Origin of the sequence: Burkholderia contaminans (genome assembly GCF_029633825.1) — a bacterium.
Classification (GTDB): Bacteria; Pseudomonadota; Gammaproteobacteria; order Burkholderiales; family Burkholderiaceae; genus Burkholderia; species Burkholderia contaminans.
In genome coordinates, this window is sequence record NZ_CP090644.1 from 169257 (window position 1) to 193239 (window position 23983).

The 23983-nt window shown below is 61.8% G+C and carries 29 protein-coding genes and 1 pseudogene; 20 read left to right on the forward strand and 10 right to left on the reverse strand.

Translation table 11 applies throughout. The features are described from left to right. Positions 1-12 precede the first annotated feature (12 nt). The 5 genes and pseudogenes from dsbD (at position 13) to LXE91_RS42070 (ending at position 4515) form a co-directional block, all read left to right on the forward strand. Positions 13-1719, forward strand: coding sequence for a protein-disulfide reductase DsbD (dsbD, locus tag LXE91_RS42050; RefSeq protein ID WP_080353683.1), 1707 nt, complete (start codon positions 13-15; stop codon positions 1717-1719). Positions 1720-1836: 117 nt separating this feature from the next. Next, the gene (locus LXE91_RS43875; protein WP_395460142.1) at positions 1837-2175 is read left to right on the forward strand and encodes a transposase; all 339 of its coding nucleotides are present in this window, start codon (positions 1837-1839) and stop codon (positions 2173-2175) included. Continuing rightward, complete coding sequence (gene tnpB / locus LXE91_RS42060; protein WP_027813734.1) at positions 2172-2516, forward strand: IS66 family insertion sequence element accessory protein TnpB; 345 nt, start codon at positions 2172-2174, stop codon at positions 2514-2516. Before LXE91_RS43875 ends, tnpB begins: the two co-directional genes overlap by 4 nt. A gap of 39 nt (positions 2517-2555) precedes the next feature. Further along, positions 2556-4149, forward strand: a pseudogene (gene tnpC / locus LXE91_RS42065) (IS66 family transposase). 153 nt (positions 4150-4302) lie between these two features. Beyond that, positions 4303-4515, forward strand: a complete 213-nt coding sequence (locus LXE91_RS42070; protein ID WP_223821135.1) for a thioredoxin domain-containing protein — start codon at positions 4303-4305, stop codon at positions 4513-4515. A 193-nt stretch (positions 4516-4708) separates the two neighbouring features. On the opposite strand, the gene LXE91_RS42075 is transcribed toward LXE91_RS42070, so the two are convergent. From LXE91_RS42075 to LXE91_RS42095, 5 genes are all read right to left on the reverse strand, one after another. After that, a complete protein-coding gene (locus LXE91_RS42075) occupies positions 4709-5026 on the reverse strand; it encodes a P-II family nitrogen regulator (protein WP_027810168.1) in 318 nt (105 codons plus the stop codon). Positions 5027-5052: 26 nt separating this feature from the next. Further along, positions 5053-5364 (reverse strand): high-potential iron-sulfur protein, encoded by a 312-nt coding sequence (locus LXE91_RS42080; RefSeq protein ID WP_027810167.1) that lies wholly within the window; start codon positions 5362-5364, stop codon positions 5053-5055. Positions 5365-5418: 54 nt separating this feature from the next. Further along, on the reverse strand, positions 5419-7065 hold the full coding sequence (locus LXE91_RS42085) for a multicopper oxidase family protein (protein WP_027810166.1): 1647 nt from the start codon (positions 7063-7065) through the stop codon (positions 5419-5421). Between the two features lie 80 nt (positions 7066-7145). Continuing rightward, positions 7146-7709 (reverse strand): PCYCGC domain-containing protein, encoded by a 564-nt coding sequence (locus LXE91_RS42090; protein ID WP_223274497.1) that lies wholly within the window; start codon positions 7707-7709, stop codon positions 7146-7148. A gap of 234 nt (positions 7710-7943) precedes the next feature. Next, on the reverse strand, positions 7944-8300 hold the full coding sequence (locus LXE91_RS42095; RefSeq protein WP_039362793.1) for a hypothetical protein: 357 nt from the start codon (positions 8298-8300) through the stop codon (positions 7944-7946). A gap of 282 nt (positions 8301-8582) precedes the next feature. Between LXE91_RS42095 and cueR (LXE91_RS42100) the strand changes: the two genes are divergently transcribed. Then, the gene (gene cueR / locus LXE91_RS42100; protein WP_027810165.1) at positions 8583-9032 is read left to right on the forward strand and encodes a Cu(I)-responsive transcriptional regulator; all 450 of its coding nucleotides are present in this window, start codon (positions 8583-8585) and stop codon (positions 9030-9032) included. A 37-nt stretch (positions 9033-9069) separates the two neighbouring features. Here the strand turns inward: cueR (LXE91_RS42100) and petA are convergent, their stop codons facing one another. The 5 genes from petA to LXE91_RS42125 all read right to left on the reverse strand — a co-directional run bounded on the left by petA (position 9070) and on the right by LXE91_RS42125 (position 11723). Beyond that, positions 9070-9690, reverse strand: a complete 621-nt coding sequence (gene petA, locus LXE91_RS42105; protein WP_027810164.1) for a ubiquinol-cytochrome c reductase iron-sulfur subunit — start codon at positions 9688-9690, stop codon at positions 9070-9072. A gap of 175 nt (positions 9691-9865) precedes the next feature. Further along, a complete protein-coding gene (locus LXE91_RS42110; protein ID WP_050068885.1) occupies positions 9866-10318 on the reverse strand; it encodes a DUF4148 domain-containing protein in 453 nt (150 codons plus the stop codon). A 128-nt stretch (positions 10319-10446) separates the two neighbouring features. Further along, a complete protein-coding gene (locus LXE91_RS42115) occupies positions 10447-10674 on the reverse strand; it encodes a DUF4148 domain-containing protein (protein WP_080353693.1) in 228 nt (75 codons plus the stop codon). Continuing rightward, a protein-coding gene (locus LXE91_RS42120; protein ID WP_085954470.1) for an IS5-like element IS402 family transposase occupies positions 10671-11488 on the reverse strand; the annotation gives its coding sequence in 2 pieces (ribosomal slippage) (positions 10671-11140 and positions 11140-11488; 819 coding nt in all). The genes LXE91_RS42115 and LXE91_RS42120 overlap by 4 nt, the downstream gene beginning before the upstream one ends. 52 nt (positions 11489-11540) lie before the next feature. Continuing rightward, positions 11541-11723, reverse strand: a complete 183-nt coding sequence (locus tag LXE91_RS42125) for a hypothetical protein (RefSeq protein ID WP_143330922.1) — start codon at positions 11721-11723, stop codon at positions 11541-11543. Between the two features lie 911 nt (positions 11724-12634). Here LXE91_RS42125 and cueR (LXE91_RS42130) point away from each other — a divergent pair. The 14 genes from cueR (LXE91_RS42130) to LXE91_RS42195 all read left to right on the forward strand — a co-directional run bounded on the left by cueR (LXE91_RS42130) (position 12635) and on the right by LXE91_RS42195 (position 23869). Next, positions 12635-13096 carry a Cu(I)-responsive transcriptional regulator gene (gene cueR / locus LXE91_RS42130; RefSeq protein ID WP_063777000.1) on the forward strand — a complete coding sequence of 154 codons (462 nt, stop codon included), beginning with the start codon at positions 12635-12637 and terminating at the stop codon, positions 13094-13096. 60 nt (positions 13097-13156) lie between these two features. Continuing rightward, on the forward strand, positions 13157-13510 hold the full coding sequence (locus LXE91_RS42135) for a hypothetical protein (protein ID WP_143282321.1): 354 nt from the start codon (positions 13157-13159) through the stop codon (positions 13508-13510). 136 nt (positions 13511-13646) lie between these two features. Then, entirely contained in the window at positions 13647-13961 is a 315-nt protein-coding gene (locus tag LXE91_RS42140) for a hypothetical protein (RefSeq protein ID WP_027810709.1), read from the forward strand. A 56-nt stretch (positions 13962-14017) separates the two neighbouring features. Further along, on the forward strand, positions 14018-14266 hold the full coding sequence (locus LXE91_RS42145) for a DUF2933 domain-containing protein (RefSeq protein WP_027810708.1): 249 nt from the start codon (positions 14018-14020) through the stop codon (positions 14264-14266). 241 nt (positions 14267-14507) lie between these two features. Next, complete coding sequence (locus LXE91_RS42150; RefSeq protein ID WP_232352888.1) at positions 14508-15365, forward strand: cytochrome c biogenesis CcdA family protein; 858 nt, start codon at positions 14508-14510, stop codon at positions 15363-15365. Then, positions 15340-16008 carry a peroxiredoxin family protein gene (locus LXE91_RS42155; protein ID WP_159068964.1) on the forward strand — a complete coding sequence of 223 codons (669 nt, stop codon included), beginning with the start codon at positions 15340-15342 and terminating at the stop codon, positions 16006-16008. Before LXE91_RS42150 ends, LXE91_RS42155 begins: the two co-directional genes overlap by 26 nt. A gap of 28 nt (positions 16009-16036) precedes the next feature. Then, positions 16037-16273, forward strand: a complete 237-nt coding sequence (locus LXE91_RS42160) for a thioredoxin family protein (RefSeq protein ID WP_223274314.1) — start codon at positions 16037-16039, stop codon at positions 16271-16273. A gap of 73 nt (positions 16274-16346) precedes the next feature. Continuing rightward, positions 16347-17006: a methyltransferase family protein gene (locus LXE91_RS42165; protein WP_027810706.1), complete on the forward strand. Its 660-nt coding sequence runs from the start codon at positions 16347-16349 to the stop codon at positions 17004-17006. A 141-nt stretch (positions 17007-17147) separates the two neighbouring features. Continuing rightward, positions 17148-17801, forward strand: a complete 654-nt coding sequence (locus tag LXE91_RS42170; protein WP_027810705.1) for a peroxiredoxin — start codon at positions 17148-17150, stop codon at positions 17799-17801. Positions 17802-18160: 359 nt separating this feature from the next. Beyond that, positions 18161-20548, forward strand: coding sequence for a heavy metal translocating P-type ATPase (locus LXE91_RS42175; protein ID WP_080289696.1), 2388 nt, complete (start codon positions 18161-18163; stop codon positions 20546-20548). Between the two features lie 69 nt (positions 20549-20617). Beyond that, complete coding sequence (locus LXE91_RS42180) at positions 20618-21568, forward strand: hypothetical protein (protein WP_027810704.1); 951 nt, start codon at positions 20618-20620, stop codon at positions 21566-21568. A 57-nt stretch (positions 21569-21625) separates the two neighbouring features. Continuing rightward, positions 21626-22240 (forward strand): class I SAM-dependent methyltransferase, encoded by a 615-nt coding sequence (locus LXE91_RS42185; protein WP_027810703.1) that lies wholly within the window; start codon positions 21626-21628, stop codon positions 22238-22240. A gap of 325 nt (positions 22241-22565) precedes the next feature. After that, positions 22566-23240 (forward strand): c-type cytochrome, encoded by a 675-nt coding sequence (locus LXE91_RS42190; RefSeq protein WP_046544057.1) that lies wholly within the window; start codon positions 22566-22568, stop codon positions 23238-23240. Beyond that, the gene (locus LXE91_RS42195; RefSeq protein ID WP_027810701.1) at positions 23237-23869 is read left to right on the forward strand and encodes a TlpA family protein disulfide reductase; all 633 of its coding nucleotides are present in this window, start codon (positions 23237-23239) and stop codon (positions 23867-23869) included. The genes LXE91_RS42190 and LXE91_RS42195 overlap by 4 nt, the downstream gene beginning before the upstream one ends. Positions 23870-23983: the final 114 nt, after the last annotated feature.

Consider the following 23983-nt stretch of genomic DNA (forward strand, 5'->3'; position numbering starts at 1 on the left):
CGGCGTCTCTGAATGGAGGCGGCAGTGCACACATGGCATTCCACGGCGAGGGCGTTCGGTGGACGCTGGGCGCATGCGCTCGTGCTGCGCATCGCGCTTGGCGTGCTGTTGATGCTGGCATCGTTCGCCGCCCACGCGCTCGGCGAGGCCGATCTTCTACCGCCTGAGAGTGCCTTTCCTCTGAAGGTGTCGCTCGGCGGGCCGCAGCAAGTCGATCTCGACTTCGATACCCATCCGGGATACTACCTTTATCGAGACCGCTTCAGCTTCGCGGCGGACGGTGTGCCGGTCAAGCCCGACGCGCTGCCGCCGGGCGAGGTCAAGAAGGATCCGACGTTTGGCATGGTCACGGTATACCACCGGCCGCTACATCTTCGCATTACGCTGCCTCGTGCCGTCGCAGCAGGCAGTGTCACGTTGTCGGTCACCTCGCAAGGATGTGCGGACGCGGGCGTCTGCTATCCGCCATTGATGCGCACCTTCCGGATTGCCACAGATGGAACGGTGACGCGTGTGGCCACCGGCGATGATGCCGGGGCGGCTGCTGCTCAGACCGGCGGCTCGAGAAGTCATTCGACACTCTCGGTGTTCGGAATCCATCTGCGTCCGGCAAACGGAATCAGCCTGCCCGAAATCGCCGGTTTTCTGCTTGGCGGTCTGCTGATGGCGGCCACGGTCTGCATGTATCCGCTGATTCCGATCGTTGCAGCCGTTATCGGCGCGGGCGCGCGACCGGCTTCGCTGTGGCGCGGCTTCAGACTATCGTTCGTCTACGTGCAGGGACTCGCGCTCACCTACGCCGGTGCCGGCACCGTCGCGGCGCTCGCGGGTATGCCGCTCGTCGCATTGACGCAGCGGAGCTGGGTGCTGGCCGCGTTCGGTGCGCTGATGGTCGTATTTGCGCTCGGCATGTTCGGCGTGTTCCGGCTGCAGATGCCCGTCAACTGGCAGACCCGCTTCGCGAACTGGAGCCGCCGGCTGCCGGGCGGGCGCGCGGGCCCCGTGTTCGTGATGGGCATGCTGTCCGCGCTGATCGTCGGTCCGTGCTCCACGCCGGTGCTCGCGGGTGCGCTGCTCTATATCGCGAACAGTCGCGACCTGATCGGTGGTGCGGCGGCGCTTTACGCAATGGCGATCGGCATGGGGCTGCCGTTGCTCGCGTTCGGCACGTTTGGCTCGCACGTATTGCCGAAAGCCGGCCGTTGGATGATCCCCGTGCAGCATACGCTTGGATTCATGCTGTTGGCCGCGGCGCTCTGGTTTGTCTATTCGCTGTTGCCTGATTGGCTGTTGATGATGGTGCTCGCGATGCTGTTCGCGAGCGCGGGCATGACGCTGCGGGGGATCGATCCGTTGCCGCCGAACGCGCACGGCATCCAGCGGATCGGTAAGGCTCTCGGTGTGTTGCTGTTGGTAGTGGGCGTCGCAGAGCTAGTCGGCGTCGCATCAGGCCACTTCGATGCGTTACGGCCACTGGGCGGCTTCATGCAGATGTCTGTTCCAGCGAGCAGGCCAACCCAGGCGAGCGCGCGCTTCGAATCGATACGCTCGAATGCCGAACTGGACCGCGCGCTCGCGGACGCGCGCGGTCGGCCCATGATGATCGATTTCTATGCCGACTGGTGCATCACGTGCAAAGAGCTCGAACGCTTCACGTTCAGTGATTCGGTAAGCGACTCGGCCCGACCGTTTCCCGATGCTGATTTTGCTGGCGCATGATAGTCGCGTTTAGATTGACGGAGACGGTCAGCTATGCCGAATGCAGCGCGCCCGGCCCATCGCACGTATGCGCGGGCATTCAAACAGCAAGTGATCAGGGAAACGTTGGAACCAGGCATGTCGGTGTCGATCGTCGCGCGGCGGCACGACATCAACGCCAACGTCGTGTTCGGGTGGCGCAAGCAATATCGGGAAGGCAAGCTGGAACTGCCGGGACTCGAAGCTGCGCCGTCGGCCATGACAGGCACGGAGTTGCTGAGCGTTGACGTGATCGATTCGGTGTTGATGCTGCCAGCGCCGCAGCCTACGGGAAACGCGACGTCGAAGGTGACAAGCGGCGTACCGATGCCGACGCCCGTGTGCGAGATCGAGGTGGAGATCGGCAAGCGGCGCGTGAAGATTCGCGGCCTGTCTGCTGAGCGGGCCGAAGCGTTCCTGCAGGAATGCCTGAAGTGATCACATTGCCGGCCGGCACCCGCATCTGGCTTGCTGCGGGCGTCACGGACATGCGCTGCGGCTTCCAGGGGCTTGCCACGAAGGTACAGGCGACGCTCGAGGAGAATCCGTTGTGCGGCCATGTGTTCATCTTCCGCGGACGTCGAGGCGATCTCGTGAAGCTGCTTTGGGCCACCGACGACGGGCTCTGGCTGCTGTCGAAGCGATTGGAACGCGGCCGCTTCATCTGGCCGCAAGCCGATGGCGGCAAGATCTCGCTCACGGTCGCGCAGTTGTCGATGCTTCTCGAAGGCATCGATTGGCGGCAGCCCCGCCGTACGGCACCTCTGTCGATGCTGTAGGTGTTGTAAACCGCTCGGGAGGCTCGTAAACTCCGGCGCATGCCGAATCTCGACGATCTGCCCGACGATGTCGCTGCACTGAAGGCCATGCTGGCTGAGGCTCGCGCGTCGGCCATCGAACGGGAACTCGAGATCGAACAGCTGCGCCGCGACATCGCCGCAAGCGATCTCGAGATCACACGGTTGAAGCTCCTGATCGACAAGCTCAAGCGAATGCACTTCGGCCGCAAGTCGGAACAACTTGCCCGAGAGATCGAGAAGCTTGAGCTCCGGCTTGAGGATTTGGCCGCAGGCAGCGGTGTCGCCGACGTTCAGCACACAAAGGTCCGACGAGAAAGGTCCACGACTAGCAGCGATCCGGCCGTACGTGAGCCGCTGCCACCGCACCTTACGCGAGAAGATCGCGTGCTCAAACCGGATTCGATCTGCCCCAAGTGTGAAGGTGCTATGCAGTGCCTCGGCGAGGACGTCTCGGAACAGCTCGCCCGTGTTGCGGCGATGTTCAAGGTGATCCGCACGATCCGGCACAAGACGGTCTGTCCGGCCTGCGGCCACATCGCGCAGCCACCGATGCCGGGACTGCCGATCGAGCGCAGTATCGCGCATCCGAGCTTGCTTGCCGACATTCTGGTGTCGAAGTACGCAGATCATGCGCCGCTGTACCGACAATCGGAAATTGCGGCGCGCGACGGGGTGACGCTTGACCGCGCCAGCATGGGTCGCTGGGTCGGACAGTGTGAGGCGCTCTGCCGCCCGCTGACCGACGCGCTGCGCCGGTAGTACGATGGCGGGCACGAAGTTGCACGCGGACGACACGCCGATCCCCGTGCTCGCGCCGGGCAACAAGAAGACGAAGACCGGGCGACTCTGGGTGTACGTGCGCGACGACAGCCGTTCGGGCTCGACGGAGCCGGCTGCGGTGTGGTTCGCGTACTCGTGCGATCGCAAAGGCATCCATCCTCAGACGCATCTCGCCGGATTCGAAGGCATCCTGCAAGCCGATGCCTACGGCGGCTTCGACGAGTTGTACGTAAGTGGCAAGATCCGCGAGGCTGCTTGTTGGGACCACGCGCGGAGAAAGTACTACGAGATCCACGCGAGCACACCGACGGACGAGACCCAGAAACTGCTCGAGATGATCGGCGAGTTCTACGGCATTGAAACCGACATCCGCGGCAAGCCGCCCGATGAACGGCAGCGCGTGCGGCGTGAGAAAAGCAAGCCGCTGCTGGACGCCTTCGAAACGAGAATCCGGGCCAAGCTCGCGACGCTGTCGCGCAAGTCGGAGCTGGCCGGCGCGATCCAGTACTCGCTGAATCACTGGACTGCGCTGACGCTGTTCTGCGAGGATGGGCAAGCCGAGATCAGCAACGCGTTGGCAGAAAACGCCCTGCGTTGCGTGAGCCTCGGGAGAAAGAACTTCCTGTTCGCTGGTTCCGACAGCGGGGGTGAGCGGGCCGCCGCGATGTACAGCTTGATTGGTGCGTGCAAACTCAATGGCATCAACCCGCGCGCCTATCTGGAATACGTCTTGACCCACATCGCTGATCACGTCATCACCCGCGTCGACGAACTGCTGCCTTGGAATGTGGTCGACAAGCTGACGTCGGTCAGCTCGCATGGCACTGCCTGACTGCTTCATAGATCCAGATAGATCGTGCCCATGATCCACGATCGTGGGCACGATCTCACGTGATCCTCACGGAACTCCCCAAGCTCTCACATCATGCCCCATGCGCGCGCGAATATGGAACTGGTCGCGCCGAGCCGCTTACGTGATTCGCGCGTGATCGACGAATTCATGCACTGGACGCTGCTACGTATCGACGTGACGCGCAACACCGCGGAAGACACTGCGATGCTGCGGCGCTTCGGATTGTTCGGGCCGCCGGCACTGATTTTCTACGGCAAGGAAGGCCGGCTGGCGCCCGACGCGCAACTGGTTGGATTCGTCAGCGCCGATACGTTTCTCGCGCATCTGCGACGATGGAACCGATGAGCCGCTCCAGGCGCTGACCGGCGCCCGTGTCGCAACCGGCGTCCCGTCGGCACGATTTTCACCGCCGTGAGGGCGCGGCGTCGAGATCCGAAGCCGGAGTTTCACGGCCGACGAGACGACGTGCTGCGCATGGTCGCGGATAACGTCCTGATGTCGCGGTAAAAATCGACCATGGTTTGCAACCTCTTTCTGGTCAAGGAACCACCGGTTTCATCGTATGGATGCTGTAGAAACCGGTGACCGGGATGACCGCAACGACACCGTCGCCGGGCGCGCCGACGTGCGTCACTCGCATGATGGCCTCGATGAGCGCGTCGGCGTCCGATGCTCGCGTGAAGATCTCGATTTTCAGGTGTTCGGTTTCCCAATGTTTGGCATAGGGATTCAGGTGTGCGCCGAAGCCCTTTACTTTAGTGATCGTGACGCCGTGTGTATCAATCGAGTGGATCTCTTTCTCGATCGCATCGAGCGTTTCTGGTCGAACGATCGCGACAACGCATTGTGTTTCCATGGTCTGCTCCCGGTGGTTTTGAGCGATCAGGCTCGCTTCATGTAGGCGCTACACCAGCCTTTCGCGCTGACCCGCTTGCCGCCAAACACCGTGCACGGTGCCGCGGTGTCGCCGGTCTTGCCCTGAAAGAACTGGCAGCTCGCACACGCTTGTCCAGCCTGAAACTTTGGAAATTTCGTCCTGTCGACCTTGCTCGCGTCCGTCTTGTAGCCGAGCGCGACGGCATTCGCGTCGCTTTCCTGCACGACGCCGGCATCCGCCTGCGCGTGCCGGCCGAACGTCGCCACCGAGGCAAGTCCGGCGGCGACCGAAATGAATGTGCGGCGGGTGATCCTCACGATTGACCTCCTATGGCGTTGCTTTGAGCCGAGCCCTGCAGGCGAAGCGTTCCGCTATCGCTCGACCAGATAGTTGCGCATCAATCCCGAGTCCTCGTGCTCGAGCATGTGGCAGTGGTACAGGTACATGCCAGTGCGTTCTCCGAAATAAACAAGCAGACGCACGCGTTCGCCGGGCATCATGAACACGGTGTCCTTCCATCCGTCATCGACATAGCCATCCGACAGCGTGTGGCGCGCGCCGGCGAACTCCGCATCGACCACGCGGTCGAGCACGCGGAACTGCACGCCGTGCACGTGCATCGCGTGCGCCATCAGCATCATCGATTCGTCGTTGCGGAATTCCCAAATTTCGGTCGTGCCGGCCTTGACGGTTTCCGCCGGCGCTACGCCGTCCATCTCGAATCGTCGGCCGTCGATGCCCCACGTCATCATGCCCATCGTGATGCCGAACGCGCGCGGCTGCATGAAGTTGATCGCGTCACGCGGGTGAGCGACGGGAACTCGCGCCAGCGTAGCGGGCAAGCCGTCGTTCGTGTGTTCGCGGCGAACAACCTTGACGGTCAGGACCGGAAAGCGTGCACCCAGCGGCAGCCGGGTACGCGTCATCATTCCCCCCATGGCGACGTCGCCGGAGAACGTTTGGCTCTGCAGCGTCAGGACAGTGCCGATCGGCTTGCCGCTGAAATCCACCCAGAGGTCAAGCCGTTCGGCCGGTGCCAGGGTCACATAGGACCGCCGCAGCGGGCGGTCGAGCAGGCCGCCATCGGTTCCAATGACGGTCAGCGGAGAACCGTCGTGCCAAGCGAGTTTGTAGATGCGGCTATTCGATGCGTTCAGGAAACGCAACCGGTAGGCCCGTGTGGCGACCGGTAGCACGTAGTCGGGCCGGCCGTTGACGAGAATCCGGTCGCCGAGGAAACCCATCATCTGCACCATCATGTCGGCCATGCCGCCTTGCCCGCCGTTCATCATGCCGCGGCCCATCATTCCACCGCCCATCATGCCCCGGTTGCCCATCATCCCGCGACCACCCATCATTCCACCGGATTGCTGCGACAGATAGACAAGCTGGTTGTCGTCGTCAAATGTGCGGTCCTGAATCATCAACGGCACGTCGTAGCTGCCGCGGGGCAGGGGAAGGGCGGCATCTTCCTCGTCATCGACGATCAGAAGGCCCGCCTGGCCGTGATAGATCTGCGCACCGGTGCGGCCATCCGGATGTGCGTGAAACCAGTACGTCCCTGCGCGATTCAGGACGTCGAATTCGTACACGTAGCGCTGTTTCGTGGCGATCGCATCGCGCGGGTGCCCGTCCATCGATGCGGGCACGAGCAAGCCGTGCCAGTGGACAATCGTTGGTTCAGGCAGGTCATTGACGAATTCGATTCGCACTTTCTGTGTCCGGCGTACGTGCACAACTGGCGCGTAGCCGTCGGAGACGAACCACAAGGCGTGTGGATCGCCGTGCGTGACTTTTCCGTCATAACGCCATACGCCTGTTGCGGGGCCGCGCAACAGGTTCAGCCGATCCGGCCGCGCATGCAGTTCGATCGACACATCGGGGATGAAAGGCGTGCCGGCGGCACGCGCATTCGGCTGTAGAAGCGTCGCAAGCGGCCGGGGGCCGACGGCAATCACAGTGGATGCGAGCGACGCTCGCAATAGCGTACGGCGCGTGATGCGGTCGATCGTCGTCATCGTTCATCTCCGTGACAGGATGCGTGCATCAATGTACGGGTCGCGCAGGCATGTCGTGGGCCGCGCGCGAGGCATTCCGACTATCCCTTTGGTGCCCATTTCGCATCGACCGCCGCTTGGATGCGTCCCGCGTCGGTGATCCCTTTGCGCTTCATGTCGAACGCAATCTCCGCCGTGCCGCGGCAAACCGGGCAGGAAACGGCCATCTTGTCCTCGAAGCACTGGAGGTTCGAGCGATGTTCGCCGGTGTTTTCGCAACCGCACCAGCAATACAGTTGATTGAGGGTCGCGGGGATTTGCGTGGCCACCCAATACGCATGGCGCGTTTCGGGATCCGCGAATTGCTCGGGCGCGAGCACGCGTGACGCGTCGTGGCGCCCGCTCGGGACAATGCGCAATCCGTTGGGCCTTAACATGCCGACACGCCAGTTGGATTCACGCGTTGCCGAAGTCGAAGCCGGCGCACTGGCTCGAACACCCGGGCGTCTCGACGTAACGACCTCGAAGAGTATCGATGATGCGCCTGCCGCCAGGAAGGTCGGCACGACCCAGAACAGGATGCGCCGACGATTGCGGTCAATGCGGCTTGTCGCGCTGCGGCGAGACTGCGTTGGTGGTGTTCGATCAGGTTGATTGCGTTTCATATCGCGTATCTGCTGCAACGGGTTGCCATGCTGGGGCGACGGGCATCGACACCGCAACCATTGAATTCGGTTCATGCAAGCCGCACTGGGCAAGCTAGTTGGGATGCTGACGAATGCGCCCTGTGCCTCGAACTCATGCCAAGTTGCGCTTGAACGCGCGCGTTACGGCACAGAAGGCATTTTCACGGCGACATGGACGAGCGTACCCGGGGGGCGGGATGGAACCGCGAGGAATCAGGCTGCTCGAGGAGGGCGCTGGAGCGGCTCCGGCGCGTACTGGGTGATCAGTACACTGTTCCTGGGTGCGTAGGGGCTGGGCGCGGCAACGGGTTGAAACGTCAGCGGCACGGATGCCATGAAAACTATTCCGCAGGACAGTCCGCCCATCGTCGTGCGACATGCGGCGCTGGCGTCTGCGATGTGCGTTTTCGTGTCATGCACCATCTTGCATGGCTGCGCATTGCACGCGTGTCGGGCCTGGATATCGGATACCGGGAACATGGCCGGGCAAGCCGAGCCCGTCGCCGGGTAGCCGAGAATCGGCAACCATGCGATCAGCACGATGGCGACAAGGCGAGACAGGAATTTCATGGAATCCAGTATAGGCGACGTCAGTCGTCGCGGTCACTGCGGGGCGGACCCTATTCGGATGCCATTGGAAGGTCTGACATGGCATGGCCGTTTCGAAAGAATCGTAGACATACCGGCGCCAAATTTCGACGGACTGACCGCCGGAAACTGTTCGCGCCATCCTTCCTTTTGTTGGAAGGCATATAGTAAGCTGAATGATCTCGGACGTGCGCGGGGTCGGATGCACCGCGTCATCGCGGAACGGGACGACGCCTCGTATTCCTTTGATTTGTTGGGAGAGTCATGAACATTGGGCAAGCCGCGGCGGCTGCAGGTGTGTCCGCGAAGATGATTCGCTATTACGAGAGTATCGGGCTTGTTGGAACCGCCGGGCGTACCGACAGCGGATACCGTATCTATCGGGAAGACGACGTCCAGGTGCTGCGCTTCATCCACCAGGCGCGCACGCTCGGCTTCCCAATCGAACAGATTCGGCAACTGCTTTCGCTGTGGCAGGATCGGGGGCGCGCAAGTGCAGAGGTCAAGGCTATCGCGGTGCAACATATCGCCGATCTCGATGCACGCATCGCGGAATTAGTCGAGATGCGAGATAAGCTTGCGCACCTCGCGCGCCATTGTGCGGGGGACGAGCGGCCGACGTGCCCGATCCTGGACGGGATCGGTGGCGAGCGGCAGATGGTGACTTCAGGAAAATGTTCGGCGAACCCTCCCGAACTGCCGACAAAACCCTGAGGCAAACGCCACGCGCTGTCAGACAGAGGCAGCGCCGTCATGCGTCGCCACTTTCGTCCCGACCGATGACGAGGTGGATCGACGACGGAAACATGAATTTCGGCACGTCGAGATTTTGGGGTGCGGGTTTGTTCTTGAATACGCGCCCGGCCAGGTCGTAAGTCGAGCCGTGACAGGGGCAGAGGAAACCGCCGGGCCAGTCGTTGGGCAAATTAGCCTGCGGGCCCGGTTGAAATCGTGCGGTGGGTGTACACCCGAGGTGCGTACAGACGCCAATGAGCACCAGGATATTCTTGCGCTCCGCTCTGGAACGATATTCGTTTCGGCAGTAGCTCGGCAGAGGCATCGAAAAGGGATGCCGGGTAGCAGGATCGGCGACCTGGGAATCGGACGAAACAACTGTGGCCAGCATCCCATCCGTTCGGTTCACGACGAACACGGGCTTGCCGCGCCATGCGGCGGTGAGGCTTTCTCCCGGCTTGAGCCCCGCGATGTCGACGTCGACCGGTGCACCCAGCCCTTTGGTCTTTTCCGACGGCGCCAGCGATTCCAGAAAGGGGACGGTGGCGGCCACCATCCCGATTCCACTCGCGGTCGTTGTGGCGACCAGCCAGCGTCGGCGAGACGTATCGACCCTGACGAGTTGTTCGTCGTTCATCACACACTCCGTAATTCCGCGCCTGACTCAAGTTGGAGTGGCGTCGGTAACCTGCGGTTCTCAAATACCTTGATCGTGACTGCTCGCGACCGGCTGGCCATTGAACGGGTGCGCCGATCGCTCGCCACACAAAGGCGGCTATCGTGTGGCGAGGGCGGCGAAGCCGTCGTGGTGCTTACTTTCCTGCCGTGGTGACTTGATTCGTTGACTGCCACCAGCTTTCTGCGATCTTGAATCGCATCAGGTTGCGTTCAATCGTCACCGGCCCGGGCGGGTAGTCGGCATTTCCGCTTGGGACGAATCCGGCACGTTCAGCCTGCACGAGTTCTGCGTAGACCTCGGTGCGCGTCTTGCCCTGCGCGCTGATGCCGACGGGGAGTGGCAATCGGGTCTCGGTCCGTACGGCCGTCGTGGAAACTTGCTCCAGTGGAACTGACGATGCGATCGTCACCGCGTTGGACGGATGCTGCGTATAGTCCTGGCCACGCGGCCCACCGCCGCCAGCGATCACAGATACCGATACGGATGCCATCAGGACTGCAAAAGCGGCACGATTGATGAAGGAAAAGCGGTTCATCTTGAACTCCTGGGAACTTGGTTCGATGTCGAGCGCCTTGGACGACGACATCGAGGTATGGTTTTCGCATGCACGCCCGTCAGGGATCTGGTCATCATTTCAGTTGTATGGCGCCGCCGGTGTACCGGCGGCGTCATACTCCGGAGCGGATGGCCGCTTCCCGACCTATCGCGGCACGACTATTGCGCTGTGGTCAACCCGCTCGTCCCCCACGCATGCTGGATCTGCTGAAACCGGATACGGTTGCGTTCGATCGCCGTCGCACTGATCGGATAATCGTTTTTGAGCACGGGGAGCATCCCTGCTTCTTCGGCCTGCAACAATTCACCGCGAACGTCCGCACGGGTCTTGCCTTGGGCACTCGGAGCGGCATCAGCGGTGCTCGATTGGGTTAGAGACGGTTTCATAAAGACTGATCGGCCCGCCGAAGGGTATTCCAGCAGATCAGACAGCAACCGAGTTTGAGGAACGCGCCGTGAATGTCTGCACGGCGCTCGAAACGAATACGGAGACGACGGAAGTGATGCAGCCAGGCATGCGTGCGTTCGACGACCCAGCGATATTTGCCAAGGCCGCTGCCATGTTCGGTACGGCGCTTGGCGATCACTGGCTCGATACCGCGATCGCGCAACGCGCGCCGATGTCGCTCGGAGTCGTAACCGCGATCCGCGTAGACCACACGCGGCCGCTGCAATGGGTGGCCACGCAATCCGCGGATCGGCGGAATCGCGTCGATCAGCGGCAGCAATTGCGTGACGTCGTTGACGTTCGCGCCGGTCAGGATCGCGGCGAGCGGCGTACCGTTGGCGTCGGTGACGATGTGGTGCTTGGAACCGGGTCGCGCGCGATCGGTGGGGTTTGGCCCAGTTTTTGGCCTGCCCCAACGGCGCGAATCGATGATGAATCGACGGCGGCTCGTGAGAAGTCGATCTGGTCCGCTGCGCGCAGCTTTGCGAGCAGTAGCTCGTGCAAGCGATCCCAGACACCGGCTGCTTGCCAATCGCGCAGCCGGCGCCAACATGTCACGCCCGAGCCGCATCCCATCTCGGCCGGCAGGTCGCGCCAGCGTAGTCCGGTCTTGAGAACGAACAGGATGCCGGTCAGCGCGGCGCGATTCGAAACAGGCAGGCGGCCCGGGTTCTTCTCGCGCCGCGGCTTGGGTGGCGGCAGTAACGGCTCGATCAGTGTCCACAATTCATCGTCGATGATCGGCTTGGCCATCTCCTCAGTCTCGGTTGTTCCGATGCCTGAGGTTAACAGCTCACCGCGAAAGTTAACAGCCCCACGGGGCCTTTTTGAAACCGTCTCTTAGCGTTGCGGTGGTTGTTCCGGTTGACGCATACGGATACGGCCCCGGACCACGCGAGCCGCCGCCTCCACCTGCAAAAGCGGTGGCGGACAGCGCAACGAGCACCACGGCAATGGTGGCGCGATTCAACAGCGAAAACTTGCTCATGATTAACTTCCTTGAAATTGACGAAATTCTGTGACGTGCAATGGCACATTCACGAAAAAGGGGCTCAGCGCTCGCCGATACCTGCAAGCCGCTTCCGGCTGCGACAGCCCTTGCGTCCGAGGAACGATTGAACGACGGAAGCGCGGGCGCGCGAACGCACCGCGCATCGACGTCATGCGTCAACACGTGCGCTAGCAGGGCTGGAAGCGCGATGGTGCGTGCGAGCGCGGACACATGCCAGCATGTGCGGGCACGGCCACGATCAGTCGACCGGGATTAAGTGCGGAATACCTGGAAGAGGATGCGTGATGGCGGGGGCGCCGACACGAGGAGGGGCTCGACATGCGCCGGCCGATCCGGCTGCAGCGCGAGTGTCAGAATGCTCGAGTGTCCCCAGATCAAGGGCAGCCACACGAGTGGCGCCGGGACAGGTTGATCGGCGTGATCCGGTTGCGCGCTGTTGTCGCAGTGCGCGTGGCATGTCACACCGACGTGATGATCCTGGAGATCGCCGTGGCTGTTGGCTGGGATCGCCGAAACCATCGACGATGTGCCCCGTGCGTCACCCGTGACTGTCGTACACGCGTACGCCGAAATCCACAACTGACTGAAAATCAGCGTGAACATCACGGCAATGGCGACGAGTGCTCGTTTGACAGGGCGGCGCATGGTATCTGAACGGTGGGCCGGGCAGTTGAAAGCGATGGCCCGAATTATGCGCATTGCCACGAACGGAATGTCAAGAGTATTTATCCGAGGATTTTTCTTCGCTCGCCCCTCAAAAAACCTTGACATTCCCGCCGTTGTATCGCCTAGAGTCGAATCAAGATGTGAGAGGTCCTGCGTGCGGCCGTTTGCAAAGATCACGCGCGGCGTAGCGGAACATAGATTCGGCGATATCGAGGTACACCATGAATATCGGACAAGCCGCGAGCGCGTCGGGGGTTACCCCGAAAATGATCCGCTACTACGAGAGCATCAATCTGGTGCCGGCGGCAGGGCGCACGGTTGGCGGGTATCGAATCTATGGTGCAGACGATGTCCAGGTGCTGCGGTTCATTCATCAAGCGCGCACACTGGGCTTTCCGATCGAGCAAATCCGGCACTTGCTCGCGCTCTGGCAAGAGCGCGATCGCGCGAGTGCCGAAGTCAAGAAAATTGCTTCGTTGCAGATCGCCGAGCTTGATACGCGGATCGCGGAGTTGCTCGAGATGCGTAGCGCGCTCGACCATCTGGCCAGTCATTGCGCCGGTGATGACCGACCCGCTTGTCCGATTCTCGAGTCGATTGACAGTGGTCAGGAGATTCGCCGACTCGCTCATCAATCTGTAGCGTCGTCGGCAACAATCGGCGGCTTGGATTCACAGGGCTGACGATGCTGGGACGAATCTTTACGTGCTAGGCGAAGACCCAAGGGGGCGACCGTGAGGTGGATGGTCAAACTGGTGCTGATGTTCCTGATTGCGTGGCTGCCCATTGCGGGCTTCTCCACGCCGGCACTGCTTTGTCAGCACAGCGCGTCGCCCGTCTCGACTTCTCCGGCCGGTACGGCACACATGTTGAACGCGATGCCCAGCGTGCATGCCACGGCGCCGGACGGCGGTCAGCATCATCAACCCGTCTGTCAAACCAGCGCGGGCACGGCATCCTGTACCATGCTGGCGATACCGTCGGCGACGATCGTCACTGTCCCTGTGACGTCTTCCTCCACGTACGCACTCCGTAACGTACCGTCGGCATCCCAGTTCATTCCAGAACTGCCTCAGCGCCCGCCGCAAGCACTCTAACTCCTGCTGTTCCCTGATCGGAAACCGCCGTCGCGGTTCGATCGCACTCGCCATTCCTCGTCGATTCGACCAATTTCGTAAGGATCGCGAGCTGGTCAGGAGTGCACCAATACGCCTTTGACAGGAGGAACACACCATGAACACCAAACGCATTTTCGTCATGCCGTTGCTCGTGATCACGCTACTCGCCGGTAGCGGTCTGAGCATCGCCGCCGACTCGCATTCTTCGTCGGCATCGTCTCGATCGACCATGGATCAATCCATGATGGGCGGCTCGATGATGGGCGGGCATATGAAAGGCGGCGCCATGATGCAAGGTTGCCCGATGATGGGCCAATTGCCGCCGGGCAACGAGAAACTCGCGATGCAGATGCACGGCGAAATGATGAAGGCGATGGGCGACATCATGCTCAAGTACGCCGACAAGGTCCAAACCTCACCGTCGAAATAGCAACGCGTCCGACTGACGCCAAGCTTCCCGAATTCTGAATCTCAAGGAGTCACATCATGAAATGCACGAAGAACATGCTGGTCATCGGCGGCATCATGCTCGCCGTCCTGGCAGCCGCCTATTTTGCGTTGCCGCAGTTTCGCGCGCTCGTCGTGAGCGCTGGACCGTTCCTCCTGTTCCTGATCTGTCCGTTGTCGATGTTCTTCATGATGAAGGGCATGAACTCGCACAGCGACCGGCCTGCGTCTTCCGACAACGCGAACAAGGAACGTCTGTCGTCGAACGAATCGCACGGAAAGCACTGAGTGTGAACGGTGGAAGCCATGCGTCGCAAATACGCGCTTGATGCAATCGCAGCACGGCTTCCGTGGCGGGCACCGCCTATCGGATGAATGACAAGCAGGCGGTGCAACGATCCAACGTATCGCTGGCGCGAGCCGGCCACAGGACGACACGATGGAAACCAGCATTTTCTTTGGCGGGTCGGTCATCGCGGCTTTCATTGCCGGCATGATCGCGCTGTTTGCGCCGTGCTGCATTTCGGTGATGCTGCCCGCGTATTTCGCAAGCTCGTTTCAGAATCGCCGCAAGCTGGTTGCAATGAGCTTCGTGTTCGCAGCTGGGATCGCGACCATCATCCTGCCATTGGTGATGGGCGCGGTCGCGCTGCGGCAACTCTTCGTTACTCGGCATCTGTTCGTGTATCTCGCCGGCGGACTCGTGATGATCGGCATGGCGGTATTCACGTTGCTGGGCGGAAAGCTGCAACTGCCGATGCCAGGCCGGCGCGCGGCGACGCCCGCCGGGCCGCTTGGCGTCTACTCGCTCGGGATGTTTTCGGGTGTGGCCAGCTCATGCTGCGCGCCGGTGCTCGCCGGGGTGATCGCGCTGTCGAGCGTCGCGCCGTCGATTGCGATCGCGATTGGTCTCGGCAGCGCGTACGTGTTCGGCATGGTAGCGCCGTTATTCATTGTGTCGCTGTTGTGGGACCGGGTCGACTGGCGATCGAGCGGGTTGTTTCGCGCACGCCGGATCACATGGCGGCTCGGCCCGATCCAACGCACGTTATCGGCGTCTGCGCTCGCAAGCGGGCTGCTTCTTGCCGTGATGGGAGCAGCGACGGTGTGGATCGCATTCGCGGATCAGTCGATGCCCACGCCGAGCCATTGGGCGCTGATGCTGTCGGTGAGGTTGCAGCATCTGGGGCGGATCGTCACGACCGCGCTTTCCTGGGTACCGAACTGGCTCGCCGCACTCGGTCTCGTCATCGCGGTCGGCGCGCTGGCCGTACGCGCGCACGCGCAGTGGCACGGTCAGGCGCTCACCGAAAAGCAACACAACACGCCGTCAACGAAGCATCACGCAGATGGAGGAGATCATGAAGCAGATACAACCATTCTCTGACGGGCAAGCAGCTTCACGGCGCGTGCTTGTGCTGTCGGCTGGCCTGGCTGTTTTGGTCGCATTGGTGGCCGCGATCTTTTGGATCCACGCACAACAGGAAGCGGGGCGTGGGGGGGCATTCGGGCAGCTCGCGGGCAAGTACCGGTTTCAGGTAGGCGATCCGGGCCCGGGTCAACTCGCCCCGCCGATTCGATTGATGAGCACCGACGGTAATGTCTTCGACCTGAGCGGCATGCGAGGCAAATCCGTGTTGTTGTATTTCCAGGAGGGCGTGACGTGTCAGCCTTGCTGGGACCAGGCGAAAGACCTCGCCACCCATTCCGATCAGCTCCGCGCGCTCGGCGTCGATTCCGTCGTCACCATCGCGTCGGATCCAGTCGACGTGATGAGGCGCGTGGCAAAGGACATGTCGCTGTCCTATCCGGTGTTGTCTGATCCTGATCTCGCAGTGTCGTCGGCATATCACGCGAACGACTACGGCATGATGGGACGAAGCCGTGACGGACATTCGTTCGTTCTGGTCGGTCCTGACGGTCGTATTCGGTGGCGCGCGGATTACGGTGGCGCCCCCGACTATACGATGTACCTGCCGGTCCCGAATCTGATCGCCGACATGCGGCAAGGCATGCGAATCCCTGGATGAGGTGCGGATGAGAACGCTACGAATCACCGTGCTGACGCAGGACGATTGTGTGTTCTGCGTCGATGCTATCGCGATACTCGACCGCCTCGCGGCCGAGTATCCGTTGGCCGTCGAAACAATTGCCTTCCAGTCGGCGGAGGGCGAAGCACTTGCCATCCAGGGCGGCATCTATTTTCCGCCGGGTGTGTTGATCGACGGTGACGCCGTTTGCTATGGCCGTCCATCGGAAAGGCTGCTCCGTAGGGAACTTGAACGGCGATTGTAGTGACGGATGGTATTTGCCGGCGCATTGCGTCCCGTGAAGCACCCGGGTCGAGGCGATGGCAAGGAGAAAGGACATGGATGATGAGGCTGGCTTCGCTGCGCACTACGGCCATTGGGGGCTGGTTGCGATCATGATCGTCGCAGCCAGCTGGATCCTCTACCGATTCGCGGCACCGAAACGCTGGCGAGAATGGACGGGCGCGGGACTCGTCCAAGCCTTCATCATCGCCCTGTACGCAGAGATGTACGGATTTCCGCTCACGATCTATCTGCTGTCTGGATTCTTCGGTCTCGATATCCCGCGTACGTCGTTCACGGGGCACTTGTGGGCAACACTGCTCGGCTATGGCGAAATGGGCGCGATACTCGAAATGCTGATCGGGGGCGTCTTCGTTGTGCTCGGTCTGGCCATGCTCGCTTTTGGCTGGCGAGAGGTCTATCTGGCGCGGCGCGATGACCAACTCGCGGACGACGGGCTGTACAGCGCAATACGACATCCTCAGTACGTGGGCATCATGCTCGCCGTGTTCGGTCAGGTCGTTCACTGGCCGACGGTCGCGACACTCGCCCTGTTTCCGGCGATCGTGTTCGCGTATGTGCGTCTCGCTCGCAAGGAGGAGCGCGAAATGTCTGGACGGTTCGGTCCGGTCTGGAAAGAGTATGCGCGCCGTGTACCGATGTTCGTTCCTCGCCTCGACCATTGGAGCGTACTCCTGAATCCGTTGAGGTGGTAACAAGCTTGCGCTGGCCCCGTGGAGGCGTCGGCTGTGCGAACCCGAATGATCGAGACCTGTGGCCGATGTTGACGCGTACGAAGGCGGCCACGGTGAGCGTGGCAGTCGTTTCTTGATTCACTTTCCGTATGGAGGCACAAGATGGCTATTCGCATTGGAGACGAAGCACCCGATTTCACCGCCGAGAGTACCGAGGGCACGATCCGCTTTCACGAGTGGATCGGCGATCACTGGGCAATCCTGTTTTCCCATCCGAAGGACTTCACGCCGGTATGCACAACGGAGCTCGGCTACATGGCCGGGCTTAAGCCGGAATTCGATCAGCGCAACACGAAGATCATCGGGCTCTCCGTCGACCCCGTCAGCGATCACCAGAAATGGGTGAAAGACATCGAGGAGACGCAAGGGCACGCGATCAACTATCCAATGATCGGCGACGACAATCTGGTGGTCGCAAAACTGTACGACATGATTCACCCGAATGCGAGCGGCGGGCCGCGCACCGCGGTCGACAACGCGACCGTACGCTCGGTGTTCATCATCGGGCCCGACAAGAAAGTGAAGGCGATGCTGGTCTACCCGATGAGCGCGGGCCGTAATTTCGACGAGGTGCTGCGCCTGCTCGATGCGCTGCAACTCAACGCGAAGCACACGGTCGCGACGCCGGTGAACTGGACGCCCGGCGACGACGTCATCATCCCGACCTCGGTGTCGGACGACGATGCGAAGAAGAAGTATCCGCTGGGTTTCAAAACCCTGAAACCTTACCTTCGTTACGTGAAGCAGCCTGGCTAGATCTGAATCCGCGGGGGCGCCAGAGAGTATCCCGGCGTCCCATTAGCGCAGGGTTCCGCCGACAAAATGGGGATTCATCGACGACACAATTGTTGTGCCGCGACGGCGGACGACGGAATCGCCAGTCGTGCGAGAGCAGTTTCTGCGACGGGGAAAGTAGTGAATCGACTGCGAAGAGATTTAACTGCACGTGTGTATCAGGCGACCGGCTTGACCTTCCCACCGGGGCGACGTCGATCGTGTAACTAAAGCCGCACCACAACGGGACCGGACAAACTGCTGATCCCGCGCCGTGGCAATGGTGCCCGCGAGGCGTTGCCGAATCGGTTCAACCGTATTCGTTGAAGGAGCAAGATCGAATGGACAAGCAGCACGACGACCACGCCTCTTGCGTGCATCGCAGCACCGCAGAACCCAGCGCATCCGGTCAAGCCAAACGGGTTGATGACGCTCGAAACGGTGCGAACACTTCATCACTGAAGGATCCAGTGTGCGGAATGACCGTAACGGCGGATACTCCGTACCAGACTCGTCACATGGGCCACGCATACAGTTTCTGCAGCGAATCGTGCCTGCGGAAATTCAAAGCGAATCCGGCGCGATACGTCGACTCGACTGGAGAGGATATGCCGAGCAAAGCGCCGGACGGCACGGTTTATACCTGCCCGATGCATCCCGAAATCCGCCAGGATCATCCCGGCCACTGCCCGAAGTGCGGGATGGCACTCGAGGCACTGATACCGGACACGAGCGACGAAGTAAACCCGGAACTGGTCGATTTCCGCCGTCGATTCTGGCGGACCTTGCCGTTTTCCGTCGCTGCCTTCCTGATCGCCATGTTCGGCCACCGGATCGGCGGAGCATTTCCATTGATGCAGAACTGGGTGGAACTGGCGTTGTCCGCGCCGGTCGTGCTGTGGGCCGGCCTGCCGATCTTTGCGCGCTTCGTGCAGTCATTGCTCCAGCGTAGTCCGAACATGTGGACGCTGATCGGACTCGGCACCGGTGCGGCGTTCATCTACAGCGTCGTGGCGACTGCCGTGCCGGATGCCTTCCCGCAGACTTTCGTCGTAGACGGCAGGGTGGGGGTGTATTTCGAGGCCGCGGCGGTGATTCTGTCGCTGACGCTACTCGGCCAGATTCTCGAACTGCGGGCACGCGCGCAGACATCGGCCGCGATTCGATCATTGCTCGAACTTGCACCCAAGACGGCTCGCCGAATCATGGTGGACGGAACGGAAGAGGATGTGCCGCTGACCGATGTTCGTCCGGATGATTGCTTGCGGGTGCGACCCGGTGAGAAAGTCCCGGTCGATGGCGTCGTCGTAGTTGGCGCCAGCACAATCGACGAGGCTATGATCACCGGCGAGGCGATGCCAGTGCCGAAGCATTTGGGCGATCACGTGATCGGCGCGACGCTGAATACGTCAGGCAGTTTCGTCATCCGCGCGGAAAAAGTGGGATCGCAAACGGTCCTGGCACAAATCGTCGAACTTGTCGCGCACGCACAGCGTTCCAAGGCGCCCATGCAGCGCATGGCCGACAAGGTGGCCGGTGTGTTCGTGGTGGCGGTGATCGCGATTGCGCTGACAACGTTCGTCGCGTGGGGACTGTGGGGGCCGCAGCCCGGCTGGGTGTTTGGACTGATTAACGCTGTCGCGGTGCTGATCATCGCGTGCCCATGCGCGATGGGCCTCGCCACACCGATGTCGATCATGGTGGCGAACGGCAAGGGGGCATTGAACGGCGTGCTGTTCCGTGACGCGGCCGCAATCGAACATCTGCGGAAGGTGGATACCCTCGTCGTCGACAAAACCGGGACGCTGACCATGGGGCGGCCGGCGTTCTCGGAGGCGCTCGCCGCGAACGGCTTTGCCGACAACGAGGTGCTGCGTTTGGCGGCGAGTCTGGATCAGGGCAGCGAACACCCGCTGGCCGCCACGCTCGTCACGGCTGCGGTGGAGCGCAAGCTGGCGCTCGAATCGGCGACGGACTTCACGGCGCTCGCTGGACTTGGCGTGCGCGGGTCGGTTGCAGGGACGCCACTTGCACTTGGCAACGCCGCGCTGATGCATGAGATCGGTGCCGATATTGGGCCGCTTGCCACGCGCGCTGACACGTTGCGCGAGCAGGGATCGAGCGTCATGTACCTCGCAGTGGACGGTGCGCTCGCCGGCTTGGTAGCTGTCTCCGATCCGATCAAGGAGACTACGCCTGAGGCACTTGGCACGCTGCAGGAAGCCGGCATCCGGGTTGTCGTCGCGAGCGGTGACGGGACTGCGACCGTCAAGGCCACCGCAGAACGTCTCAAGATCGGTGAATACCATGGTGAAAGTAAGCCGGCCGATAAATTGGCGCTGGTGTCGAGACTGCAGAACGAAGGCGCGGTCGTTGGCATGGCCGGGGACGGCATCAATGATGCGCCGGCACTTGCGAAAGCCGATGTCGGCATCGCGATGGGAACCGGGACGGATGTCGCGATGCACAGTGCTCAGGTGACCCTCGTAAAGGGTGATCTGCGCGGCATCGCGCGGGCGCGAGCGTTGTCCGAAGCCACGGTGCGCAACATGAAGCAAAATCTGGCGTGGGCATTCGTCTACAACGCGTTGGGCGTGCCACTGGCGGCCGGCGTGCTTTATCCGCTGACCGGTTGGCTGCTGTCGCCGATGATCGCGGCGCTGGCAATGAGCCTGAGCTCGGCGTCGGTAATCTCGAATGCGTTGAGATTGAGAAGCGTCAGAATTTGACACGCGTGAATGGCCGTTTCCCGACGGCGATGCGCAAGACAATGCAAACGCGAAGCGGGGAGATCGACGATGGAACGAACATACGGGATCGATGGCTTCACCCGACGCCGTTTCTTATGCGCACTGGCAGCGCTGGCCGGATACTACGGCGGCCCGGCTGCCGGCGCGTCCGAAGATCGATCGAACGGGCGTTATCAGATTTACGTCGACGATGTCGTTCCAAGACAGGGCGTCGACACGAGAGTCGCTTTTGGCGATGCGATTCATCGGCTGGTGGCAGCGGGCGTGATCGTCCCCGACAAATACCGCGCAGTGATTGGTGCGAAGGCGCGCCTTCCGGATTGGGTCGAGCACCTATTCGTCGGGCCGTCGTCGTCGCCGATCGTGTTCTCCGCCGAGAATGCGCCGTATCTGCTTCATTTGCTTTGGCCGCTCGGCTTGGCGACACGCGCCCGCTTCAACGAGCACAGCCCGATGCGAACGGTCCGGCTGCCATCATTTGCGAGCACGGGCGGCTGGACGCTCGGTCAGGCAAGCAACGGCTACGTCTATTTCGACCGGATCGACACGATGCGTCTGACGCCTGCGCAAGAAGCAATCGCTCTCGAGGTCGCGACGAACACCTATCGGCCATGCTGCGACAACTCGACTTTCTATCAGGACTGCAATCACGGCTCGGCTCTCCTTGGAATGATCGAGTTGGCTGCGTCGCAAGGTGCATCGGCTGACTTGGTGTTCCGGATCGCGCGGGTAGCGAATTCGTACTGGTTCACGTCCCAATATGCGATGACGTCGATGGTCTTTACGCATCTTCGCCAGCAAGCGTGGCATACGGTGTCGCCACGGCTCGTGCTGGGACAGGACTATTCGTCGTTGAGCGGGTGGCAACGGAATGTGGCCGACGTGCTGGAGCGGAAGAAGGTATCCGGGCCGCTACCGCAACAGGCGTCGGCATCGTGCGGCATGCCCGGCGACAACGCCGCGCGACTGGCCGCGCCGCATATCGTGCGACGGGAGTAAGACGTGAGCGCCGTCGCGTACCTTCGCCGAGTTCGGCGACATCGAAAGGGGCATTTGATGGGAATCTACAGTCGCTATATTTTTCCTCGGCTCTGCGATCTGGCGATGGGTCAGGCGATGCTGGTCCCGTACCGTGAGCGCGTCGTCGGAGGCGCAGCGGGACGCGTGCTCGAGGTCGGTTCGGGCTCGGGCCTGAATCTGCCGCTGTATCGCGAAGATGTACGCGGCGTATTCGCGCTGGAACCGTCGGCGGAACTGTTGAAGATGGCGAGCCGTCACGTCATGCAAGCTGGCGCGCCGGTCGATTTCCTGATGGCGTCTGCGGAATGCATTCCGCTTCCGGACCAGAGCATCGACACGGCGGTCAGCACCTGGACGCTGTGCTCGATTCCGGATGCCGATCGAGCGTTGCAGGAAATCCGGCGGGTGCTGACGCCCTCGGGGCGCTTGCTGTTCGTCGAGCATGGTCTTGCGCCGGAGCCCGGTGTGCGACGCTGGCAAGATCGGCTGACGCCCGCTTGGTGTTGCGTCAGCGGCGGCTGTCACTTGAACCGTCCGATCCGCTCGCTAATCGAGCGTGCAGGTTTCGGGTTCGACCAAATCGGTACCGGTTACGCGCCGGGACCCAGATGTTTCACGTATTTCTACGAGGGCGTTGCGCGGAAATGCTGAGATCGTGGCGTCGCGATATCGGACGTGACCGCGGCGCATGGTCGCGAACGATTGCCTTGCCAAATTCTTTCGATTTGACTGCGCCATTTGTGGCAGTTGGCGAGTTTTGGCATGCGTTCGACCCGCAGCTGTGTTCGCGGCCGCGTCAAGTGGAGGTCGTAATCGAACACCTTGGAATTTCACGCGGAAAGTGCCGCACGGGATAGAACGATGACGAGACGGATGGGGGGCACGATACAACCGCAGGACGCGGGCAGAGCTTCACCCGTCGCCGTTTTGCGTGCTGTCGCCGCAATTTGACCCGGTACCCAACTGGAGCCGTTCAATGATCTCGCCGCTTCGCCCCCCAACGATTCTGGCTACCCTGGTCACGTTTGCCTTCGGCGGTCCAGTTCGAGCAGAAGGCGATCTCATGCGCGGCGCGCAGGCGGCCCGCGAGTGCATGGCCTGCCACTCGTTCGCGCCGGGGCGACACATGACGGGGCCGAGCCTCGCCAACGTATGGGGCCGCAAGGCGGGCACAGCCGCTGGTTTCCAGCGCTATTCGGATGCGCTGAAACGGTCGGGCCTGGTTTGGGACAAAGAGCACCTGGATGCGTGGCTCAAGGACCCCGCGGCACGGGTTCCCGGCAACGCGATGGACTTTCCGGGCATTGCGGACGCGCGCACGCGGGCCGATCTGCTCGCTTATCTCGAGGCGGTTTCCGGCGGTCGTGTGTCGGTCCCGGACCAGGGCCTGCCGAACCTGAAGGCGGCAGGCGCGGCTTCGCAGCTGACCGCCATCCACTACTGCGGCGACACGTACCGCCTGTCGACGGCCGACGGAAAGCTACATACGTTCTGGGAGTTCAATCTGCGGTTCAAAACGGACGGCAGCGTCGACGGCCCGCGTCCGGGTACGCCCGTACTCGTTGGCACCGGCATGCGGGGTGACCGCGCCGCTGTGATTTTTTCGCGTCCGGAGGAAATCTCCGGATTTATTCGAAGGCAGTGCACATGAATCAACGCCGCCCTGACCGATCCGACGAACCCATCCCGCCAAGCGATACCGCAGAGCGGCATGACGGCGAGCGCAACTGGCGCATGTCGAGACGAGCGTGGCTTGCAATGCTGAGCGTCACGGGCCTGGCGGGTGCTGGCTTTGCTTACGGGAGCTGGTTTTCGGATGATATTGTAAACGGCGTTGTCATTCATCCGCGTCCACGCGAGCTCGGAACGCTGCGTTTCGCAGACGACAAGGGCACCGCGACAAGCCTGAGCGCGTTTCGTGGCCGAGTCGTGCTGCTGAACGTCTGGGCTACCTGGTGCCTTCCGTGCCGTGATGAGATGCCGACACTGGATCGTCTGCAGGCAGCGCTCGGCGGACCGAGTTTTGAAGTCGTCGCAGTTTCTCTTGACGCGGGCGGCTTGCCGGCGGTGCAGGCGTTCTTTCGCGAGATTGGCGTTAAACACCTGCGCCCATATCTCGATACCTTCCACGATGTCGCGGCTCTGGCCTCAACGGGCATACCGCTCACCTTGTTGATCGACCGCAACGGCCGCGAAGTGGGCCGCAAGCTGGGGCCTGCCACGTGGGACGATCCTCAAATGCTCCGACTGATCCGGCGTTATCTACCGGCCACGCCGTGAGCGAGCGGCCCCCCCGAATCGCACGCTCACATGAGGAGATCGAGATTTGGGTCTTTAACGCCACACCACCATGCCACGGCACTGCGATCGGGCGATCGCGCAATGCCATGCTGC